Origin of the sequence: Mesorhizobium sp. M7A.F.Ca.US.006.04.2.1, from assembly GCF_004022915.1 — a bacterium.
Lineage (GTDB): Bacteria > Pseudomonadota > Alphaproteobacteria > Rhizobiales > Rhizobiaceae > Mesorhizobium > Mesorhizobium ciceri.
Genome location: NZ_RZQA01000226.1, coordinates 1 through 7,819 on the forward strand (window position 1 = coordinate 1; position 7,819 = coordinate 7,819).

At 62.0% G+C, this 7,819-nt stretch carries 9 protein-coding genes and 3 pseudogenes; 3 read left to right on the forward strand and 9 right to left on the reverse strand.

Annotation, left to right across the window (positions count from 1 at the left end; genetic code table 11):
- Together EN925_RS14305 and EN925_RS14310 are read right to left on the reverse strand one after the other, a co-directional pair.
- Positions 1–190: cold-shock protein (locus EN925_RS14305; RefSeq protein ID WP_164894211.1), on the reverse strand; the 190-nt coding region annotated here is incomplete at its 3' end.
- A gap of 320 nt (positions 191–510) precedes the next feature.
- Positions 511–723: a cold-shock protein gene (locus EN925_RS14310; protein ID WP_006202520.1), complete on the reverse strand. Its 213-nt coding sequence runs from the start codon at positions 721–723 to the stop codon at positions 511–513.
- A 501-nt stretch (positions 724–1,224) separates the two neighbouring features.
- On the opposite strand from EN925_RS14310, the gene EN925_RS14315 reads away from it, so the two are divergent.
- Positions 1,225–1,644, forward strand: coding sequence for a Kazal-type serine protease inhibitor domain-containing protein (locus EN925_RS14315; RefSeq protein WP_013530021.1), 420 nt, complete (start codon positions 1,225–1,227; stop codon positions 1,642–1,644).
- Between the two features lie 45 nt (positions 1,645–1,689).
- On the opposite strand, the pseudogene EN925_RS14320 reads toward EN925_RS14315, so the two are convergent.
- Positions 1,690–2,116: pseudogene (locus EN925_RS14320) on the reverse strand (EAL domain-containing protein); the annotation flags it as partial.
- Between the two features lie 195 nt (positions 2,117–2,311).
- Between EN925_RS14320 and EN925_RS14325 the strand changes: the two are divergent.
- Entirely contained in the window at positions 2,312–3,934 is a 1,623-nt protein-coding gene (locus tag EN925_RS14325) for a sulfotransferase (RefSeq protein ID WP_245460944.1), read from the forward strand.
- A 145-nt stretch (positions 3,935–4,079) separates the two neighbouring features.
- Here EN925_RS14325 and EN925_RS14330 read toward each other — a convergent pair whose 3' ends face one another.
- On the reverse strand, positions 4,080–4,433 hold the full coding sequence (locus tag EN925_RS14330; RefSeq protein WP_127384780.1) for a DUF1428 domain-containing protein: 354 nt from the start codon (positions 4,431–4,433) through the stop codon (positions 4,080–4,082).
- Between the two features lie 74 nt (positions 4,434–4,507).
- Positions 4,508–4,936, reverse strand: coding sequence for a glyoxalase/bleomycin resistance/extradiol dioxygenase family protein (locus EN925_RS14335; protein ID WP_013530024.1), 429 nt, complete (start codon positions 4,934–4,936; stop codon positions 4,508–4,510).
- Between the two features lie 237 nt (positions 4,937–5,173).
- On the opposite strand from EN925_RS14335, the gene EN925_RS14340 reads away from it, so the two are divergent.
- Positions 5,174–5,788, forward strand: a complete 615-nt coding sequence (locus EN925_RS14340; protein ID WP_127368779.1) for a glutathione S-transferase — start codon at positions 5,174–5,176, stop codon at positions 5,786–5,788.
- 16 nt (positions 5,789–5,804) lie between these two features.
- Here EN925_RS14340 and EN925_RS14345 read toward each other — a convergent pair whose 3' ends face one another.
- From EN925_RS14345 to EN925_RS14360, 4 genes and pseudogenes are all read right to left on the reverse strand, one after another.
- A complete protein-coding gene (locus tag EN925_RS14345; protein WP_013530026.1) occupies positions 5,805–5,963 on the reverse strand; it encodes a hypothetical protein in 159 nt (52 codons plus the stop codon).
- Between the two features lie 209 nt (positions 5,964–6,172).
- Positions 6,173–6,406, reverse strand: a pseudogene (locus tag EN925_RS40700) (HigA family addiction module antitoxin); the annotation flags it as partial.
- A gap of 12 nt (positions 6,407–6,418) precedes the next feature.
- A pseudogene (locus tag EN925_RS14355) lies at positions 6,419–6,698 on the reverse strand (type II toxin-antitoxin system RelE/ParE family toxin).
- A 128-nt stretch (positions 6,699–6,826) separates the two neighbouring features.
- The coding region (locus tag EN925_RS14360) for an ATP-binding cassette domain-containing protein (RefSeq protein ID WP_164894212.1) at positions 6,827–7,819 on the reverse strand (993 nt) is incomplete at its 5' end.

Below are 7,819 nucleotides of genomic sequence, written 5' to 3' on the forward strand. Positions count from 1 at the left end.
CCTTGGGACCCTTGCCGCGCTTATCCGGCTCGGTATCGAACGACACTTTCTGCCCATCCTCGAGGCCGGGAAGACCGGACGCCTGCACAGCTGAAATATGGACGAAAACATCCTTCGCGCCATCATCGGGCGTGATGAAGCCGAAGCCCTTGGCATGATTGAAGAATTTGACGGTGCCGGTCTGCGGCATGGGAAGCTCCTTTGTCCCATAAACTCCAGTCTCGGGCCGGCAAATGCCCGAGTGGAAATTTGTCCTTTATTTTAGCGTCATCGGCAAGAGAAAGTTTTGCGGGCGTCTAAAGCACGTTGCGGCATGCTTCGGGTCTTTGTTTTTATGCAAGTCGTTGCCCAGAACCCGGCCGCTTGGGCGACATCACTGGCCCGCGCCTTCGATAAGGAAAAGGCGCGACGAAGATCGCCGCGCCTTTCAAAATTCAGATCCCTCTCCAGGCCAGGTGCAGGCATGGAGCCTCCGTCGCACGTCTGAGTGACATGCGGCGCGCCGATGGCTCAGGCTGCGCGGAGGTTGACGGCCTTGGGGCCCTTGCCCATGCGGTCCGGCTCGACGTCGAAGGTGACCTTCTGGCCGTCAACGAGCGTGCGCAAGCCGGAAGCTTCGATCGCGGAGATATGGACGAACACATCCTTGGCGCCACCATCGGGCGTGATGAAACCGAAGCCTTTGGTCGCGTTGAAGAATTTAACGGTGCCGGTCTGGGCCATTGGGGAAACTCCTTCACCCGTTCAGTCTTTGGTGGTCCCGCCCGCCGCCTGGCGCAAAGGGCAGTTCCCGGTGGTTGCTTCGGCAGTCATGCATTGGCGCATGGTCAAACCCCCCGCCGAAAACGGGGCCGTCAGAGATTCACAGTATCGGGGAAAGGTCGTCCAAAACGTTCCGCTCTCCGGGTCGCAAATGCCCGAACACGGAATTTATCGCACGGAAACGTGATGGTTGCAAGATACCGCCGCGGGCCGCCGTACTGGCGCGTCCCGACGCATCAATCGACTGACCTGAGCATCGATGGGCTCGGCATAGGCTTGCTTGCCGGCCGGGTCATCGGCCAGAACCGGGCCACGAATGGGCCAGATGACGAGGTGGCCGAGGAAGTCGACGCCGCCTACAGCCCCAGCGCGTTTCCGACTGAAAGGGCTGCAAACGGGGGTTGCATTTGGCAAGGGAATGGCGAGGATCGGCAACCGGGGACGCGATCGTGGGAGATCATCATGAAATATCTGGCGGCAATCTTTTCGCGGCAGGGTTTTGTCATCCTGTTGCTGTCGGCACTTCTTGCCGCCTGCACCGTCGTCGTCGATGACGGACCAGGGCCGCGTCCGCGTCCGCCCCGGCCGGAACCGCAATATTGCAGCAAGCAGTACGAGCCGGTCTGTGCCCGGCGCGGCGGCGATCGCCAGACCTTCGCCAATGCCTGTCTTGCCGACCGGGCCGGCTACCGCATCGTGCGCGACGGTCCGTGCCGCGACGGTGGCGGCGGTGGCGGCGGCGGCGGTGGTGAAGAGCAGACGTTCTGCACCCGCGAATATGCGCCGGTGTGCGCGCGCCGGCATGGCGAAATGCGCACCTTCCCCAATTCCTGCGAAGCCCGTGCCGCGGACTATCGCGTCGTTGGCGACGGGCCGTGCTGAGAACGCTGCGCCTCGTTGAGGACGACAATCATCAAGCCGTCGGTTTCACCGGCGACAGTCGGCGACGAACTCGGACGCGGGCATGGGTCTGGCAAACAGCCGGCCCTGGCCGTAGTCGACGTCGCGCGCCGCGAGGTAGTCGGCCTGCGCCTGCGTTTCCCCGTCTTCGGGCAATGATCTTCAGCTTTAGTGTCTTGGCCATGTCGATGATATGCGCGGTGACGGAATTGGTGGCGGAATTCGTGCTGATCGTATCGATGAACGATTTGTCGATTATGAGCGCATCGAGCGGCAGCCCCTCGAGATAGGACAGGCTGGAGTAGCCGGTGCCGAAGTCGTCGATTGCCACTGCGTGGCCAAGTTCGCGGGCACGAACGAGCGTTGAGCGGGCCGAGTTGATATCGATGAACGCGCGCTCCGTGGCCTCGAGCCAGATTTGCTGGGGCCGGATCGCGGTGTGCTGATTTGATCTTTCCGCACCGACGAAAGGATGAGACAGCAAGCGAAGCCTTGAACCTGCGGCGCCGATGGCCTAGATCGCCACAGGCGGATAAAACACGGTAGGTTTCCCATCAACAGAGATCAAAGACGAGCGGCGGGTGCGGGAGCCAGGTCTGGCGCAGGCGGACAGCCGCCGCTGGGCCTCGACCAGTATGTGCAGCAGGCGTTGCAACTGCATCAGGCCGGGCGCCGGCAAGAGGCTGAGACGATCTACCGGCAGGTGCTGGCGCGTCAGCCCAAGCACGCGGCCGCGGCGCATTTCCTGGGACTGCTGCTCCACCAGACCGGGCGCAGCGAAGAAGGGCTGGATCTCATCGAACGGTCGGTGAGCCTGCAGCCGACGAATCCCGATTTCCTCAACAATTTCGGTACGGTGATGCGCGACCTCGGCCGCCCTGCTGCGGCCATCGATTTCTTTCGCGGCGCAGTAGATCTGCGGCCGGACCAACTCGCGGCGCGCGACAATCTCGGCTCATCGCTGAAACAGGTCGGCCAGTTCGAAGAGGCCGAAGAGATTTATCGCGGCACGGTTGCACGCAACCCATTTCATGTGCGCGCCCGCATCGGGCTTGCCGAAACCCTGCAGGAAGCCGGGCGGCTGGATGAGGCGCTGGCTGCCTTCCGCGAAGCGCTGGCGATCCGACCCAAGGATGCCGACCTGCTGCACGGGCTCGGCGTCGGGTTGATGGAAAAGGGCAAGCTCGACGAGGCGGCCGACCTGTTCCGGCAGGCGTTGGCGATCAACCCCGCCATGGCCACAGCCTGGCTGATGCTGACGCAGGTCAAGCGCCAGAAGGAGCGCGACAGCGAGCTTGGGGGCATGGAAGCCCAGCATACCAAGGCGCCGCAGGACAGCCTGGCGCGCATGCAGCTGTCCTTCGGACTCGGCAAGGCGAATGACGATCTCAAGGATTATGGCCGGGCCTTCGACTATTTCGCCGAGGGCAATGCGATCCGCCGCAAAGGCATCGACTACGACCAGGCCAGGACGCGGGCCGAGTTCGAGGCGATGAAGGCCACCTTCGATGCCGGCTTCTTCGAGAAGCACAGTCCCAGCTCAATCAGCGACGACACGCCGATCTTCATTGTCGGCATGCCGCGTTCGGGCACGACGCTGGTCGAGCAGATCATTGCCAGCCATCCGCAGGTCTATGGCGCAGGCGAGCTCAGCATATTGAAGAAGGCGGTCGGCAGGCAGTTCCCGGCGACTATGCCGGGTGGCTTCCCATGGGGCGTATCGGATACGGGCGATTCGGATTTTGCCGAGGCAGGCCAAGCCTATCTCGACATGCTCCATGCCCGCTATCCGAACATGCGCCACGTCACCGACAAAATGCCGGGCAACTTCCTGCTTGTCGGCTTCATCCACATGATGATGCCCAAGGCCAGGATCATCCACTGCGCGCGCGATGCGGCGGCCACCTGCCTGTCGATCTACAAGGTGCATTTCCGCGGTGACAGCCATCGCTATGGCTACGATCTCGGCGAGCTCGCCGACTTCCACAATCTCTACACCGACATCATGAAGCATTGGCACACGGTGCTGCCAGGCGTCGTGCACGATGTACGCTACGAGGATTTTGTCGCCGACCAGGAAGGCCAGACGCGGGCATTGATCGCCCATCTCGGCCTGCCCTGGGACGACGCGGCACTATCGTTCCACGAGACCGACCGACCGGTGCGCACGGCTTCAGCCGCACAGGTGCGCCAGCCGATGTATCAGGGGTCGGTCGATCTATGGAAGCGCTATGGTGACCGGCTGAAGCCGCTTCTGGACAGGCTGGATTAGCGCAACGCTCTCTAGCTGATCGTGGCCTTAGAGATTGGCCTAAGCACCCGCGTCGTCATCCTAAGGCCTTCGCGACGGAGCTTTGCTCCTGCTTCGTCCTAGGATGACGAAGCTGAGGGGCTTCTGCCAATCTGCTACCGGCTGCTCAAAGCTCTATGAATGGCTTGAAGCCACCGAAGATCATGCGCTTCCCGTCGAACGGCATGTCCGCCCAATCGGCCTTCAGGCGCGGATCTGCCATCACTTTGGCCATGACGGCATCGCGGCTCTCCCGCGACTCATAGACGGCCCAGGCGAAGACGACGATCTCGTCGTCCTTGGCCTGCACGGCGCGCGGGAACGAAGTGACCTCGCCATAGGGCACGTCGTCGCCGATGCATTCGACATAGGCGAGCGCGCCGTGTTCCTTCCATATAGGGCCTGCGAGATTGGCCAGCCTCTTGTAGTCATCGAGATTTGCCTTGGGCACGGCAAGCACGAAGCCATCGACATAGGACATTGTGGGTCTCCTCCTGGAAGTTCACAATCCCTCACCGACGCCAGCCGGTGAGGGACTTCGCCATTGGCGATAGATCAGGCTTTCTTGACCGGCGCATTCATCGCCCATTCGACGCCGAACGGGTCGCGCATATTGCCCCACTGGTCACCCCAGAACATGATCTGGAGCGGCACGGCGACTTCGCAGCCGGCATCGACGGCGCGCTTCCACCAGGCTTCGATGTCGTCGCTGCCGAGGTGAAGCTGCATGGTGTAACCCTGCGGCTTGACGGCAGGCATGCCGTTTTCGGGATAGAAGTCGGAGAGCATCAGCGTCGAGCCGTTGATGTGGAGGTGGATGTGCATGGTGCGGCCTTTTTCGTCCGCCGGATAGGCAAAGACCTGCTCGGCACCAAAGGCCTTCTTGTAGAATTCGGCAGCCTTGAAGGCGCCATCCAGCTGCAGATAGGGGGTCAATCCGCCGAGCACTTTGGCCGCGGGCTGAACGGGGGTCTGATCGGTCATCTGTTGTTCCTCTTTGCGTTTGGCCTTGCGAGCCAAAGGACGGATGAGGTGCCGGCGTTCCTACATGGCCGGCAGATTTTTTTGGCCGACCGGCCCTGGACAGGCCACGCAGCCGCAGTTGGACGAGAGGCGTGAAACGAACTTGCGTCGACCGCGCCCAATCAGAGCGCAATTCTCTCGGCTCGCAGGCTAGAACAGATGGATCAGGCGAACGCCTCTTCAAATCCTGGGACGACAATGATCCTCTACTATCAGACCCACTCACCCTTCGCGCGCAAGGCGCTCGTCTTCGCCCACGAGGTTGGCATTGCCGATCGGCTGGAGGTCATTCATCACGAGACCAGTCCGACTTTGCGCAATGCCCACGTCTACGCCGAAAACCCGCTCGGCAAAGTGCCGGTGCTGTTGCGGCCCGACGCGTCGCCGATCTTCGATTCCGATGTCATCTGCGCCTATCTCGACACGCTGCATGACGGTCGCAAGCTGGTGCCGCACGACGGCGAGGCGCGCTGGCAGGCATTGCGGTTGCAGGCGGTCGCCCAGGGCCTGGCGCAGACGGGTATAGCCTTGCGCTGGGAGACGGAAAGGAGACCCGAAAAGTTGCGCTATGGTGCTCTCGCCGACGGATACCGGGAAAAGATCGAGGCGAGCTACGACTGGATCGAGAGCACGCTGGACGACGAGGCGCCGCTCCATATCGGCCACATTGCCTTGGCCACCACGCTGTCCTGGATGGCGTTCCGTCACCTTCCGCCTTTTCGCTCACGGGCACTGCTGACGCGCTGGTTCGAGGCTTTCGAAAAACGCGTATCGATGCAGGCGACGCCGCTTTCGGGCGATACGCATGACTGACTGGCGCCCCGCGAGGTCAGGGGCGGCGGCCGTTTTGCGCATCGAAGACGTCCGGAAACCCGATATCCTTGCGCAGCGAGGCAGGCAGTGAACGCAGGACGCGTTCGCTGCGGTGACGAGCGCGCGCTGCAGCATACCGGGTTGCGATGCGACCGATGGACGAAAGAACCGACATGATAATTCTCCCTGGGTTGGGCCGGCATCATCGTGTCGGCATCCCAAGGACGCGACGGGCTGAGGCTATCCGACAGACCGCCGAGATTTTTTTATCGCTAGCTCCGCAGCCTGCTTGAAGCGGGTTGTTGCTAACGCGATTACTTCAGGCCGCGGTTGTAGACGTTCGATTGTTTCAAGATCGGCCTTCTTCGCCTCTCCCTCTACGGCGAGGTCGTAGCTCGCCTGCATATTCATCCAGAACTGCGGCGTGGTTCCGAAGAACTTCGCAAGGCGCAAAGCGGTGTCGGGCGTTACCGGTGTCGTCTCGCTGGCCAGGCGCTCGATGCGTGTGCGGGGCACATGCAGCTTTTTGGCCAGCGTGTAAGGCTTCAGATTGAGCGGCACGAGATATTCCTCACGGAGAATTTCTCCGGGATGGATAGGTGGGTTGATGTTCAGCATTTTGAACCCTCTTCAATGATAGTCGGTGATTTCAACATCCTCCGCTTGCCCTTCCACCCACCGAAAGCAGACGCGGAATTGATCGTTGATGCGGATCGAATGCTGGCCCGCACGGTTACCTTTCAGCGGCTCAAGCCTGTTGCCGGGAGGTCTTCAGATCCGACAGTTCGGCGGCGTTGTCGATCATGAACAGCTTCCGCTGGGCTGAGCGGACAAGGTCCGATGGGAAGCCCTTCGGAGCCTTGCCGTTCGAAACGGCTTCGCTGGTCTTGTCTTTGAAGGAGCGTATCATCTTGCCGACCCGAGTGGCGTACCATGGCATGATACGCTTCGGAAGTCAAGAAGACGTCTCGTAACATGATACGAAACTCCGGCCTGCGCTCGACAGGCCGGAACTTCATCGGCAGTTTTGTTCACCGATTAGCCAGCGCCCTCCGCCACCGAGCGGAAGAAATCCTCTGGGTCTTCGACTTCGGTCAGCCGCCGTTTCTCGATCAGCCAGAAGCGGTTGCCGATGGCGCGGATGAAGGAGCGGTCGTGCGAGGCGAGCACACAGCTTGCCTGATGTGCCAGCAGTTCCGCTTCCAGGGCTTCCTGGCCGTCGATGTCGAGATGGTTGGTCGGCTCGTCCAGCAGATAGAAGTTGGGATTGGCGAGCCTCAGCGCCAGCATCATCAGCCGCGCCTTCTGGCCGCCGGACAGCGCACCGATCTTTTTCTCCTGCATCTCGATGACCACGCCGGCGCCTGCCAGCAGCGAGCGGGCACGCTGCTCGCCGACATCGTAGCGGCGCGAGACCAGCATCAGCGGCGTGTCGTCGCCGCTGATGCCCGACAGCGCCTGGTCGCTGTAGCCTAGCACCGTCGACGGCGTCACCTTCACATTCGGCACCGTGTCCGGTTCGACAATGGCATTGCGGATCAGGGTGACGAAGCGCGACTTGCCGACGCCGTTGCGGCCGAGCAGCACGATGCGGTCGCCCTGGCAGATATGGCGCTTGCCGGTTCGAAACAGCGGGGTGCCGTCGGGTGTTTCCACAGCCGCGTCGTCGAGCGTGATCAGCACCTTGGCGTGGGTGCCGCGATTGGCCAGTTTTATGGCACCCGCCGACTTTTCGCGGTGCGCCGGTACGGCCGCTTCTTCCAGTTTTTCGGCCCGCAGGTTGAGCTGCTTGGTCTTCACCGTCAAAAGGTCGCTGCCCGAATTGATGCCGATGTTGTTGAGCTTGGCCGCCTGCCGGCGCAATTGCTGCGCCACCTTCATGTCGCGCTGGAACTTGCGCTCGGTCGAAGCATCGACCTCGTCGAGCGCCTGCCTGGCGCGGGAGTAGGGCAGGGCAAACACCGGCGACTGTTCCGGGCGCAGGAATAGGGTCCGGTTGGTGGTGGCGTCGAGGAAGGCGCGGTCGTGGCT

Excerpts from the sequence above, each read along its gene's own strand:
- EN925_RS14310 (WP_006202520.1), bottom strand. The coding sequence starts at position 723 with ATGGCCCAGACCGGCACCGTTAAATTCTTCAACGCGACCAAAGGCTTC.
- EN925_RS14315 (WP_013530021.1), top strand. The coding sequence starts at position 1,225 with ATGAAATATCTGGCGGCAATCTTTTCGCGGCAGGGTTTTGTCATCCTG.
- EN925_RS14330 (WP_127384780.1), bottom strand. The coding sequence starts at position 4,433 with ATGTCCTATGTCGATGGCTTCGTGCTTGCCGTGCCCAAGGCAAATCTC.
- EN925_RS14335 (WP_013530024.1), bottom strand. The coding sequence starts at position 4,936 with ATGACCGATCAGACCCCCGTTCAGCCCGCGGCCAAAGTGCTCGGCGGA.
- EN925_RS14340 (WP_127368779.1), top strand. The coding sequence starts at position 5,174 with ATGATCCTCTACTATCAGACCCACTCACCCTTCGCGCGCAAGGCGCTC.
- EN925_RS14345 (WP_013530026.1), bottom strand. The coding sequence starts at position 5,963 with ATGTCGGTTCTTTCGTCCATCGGTCGCATCGCAACCCGGTATGCTGCA.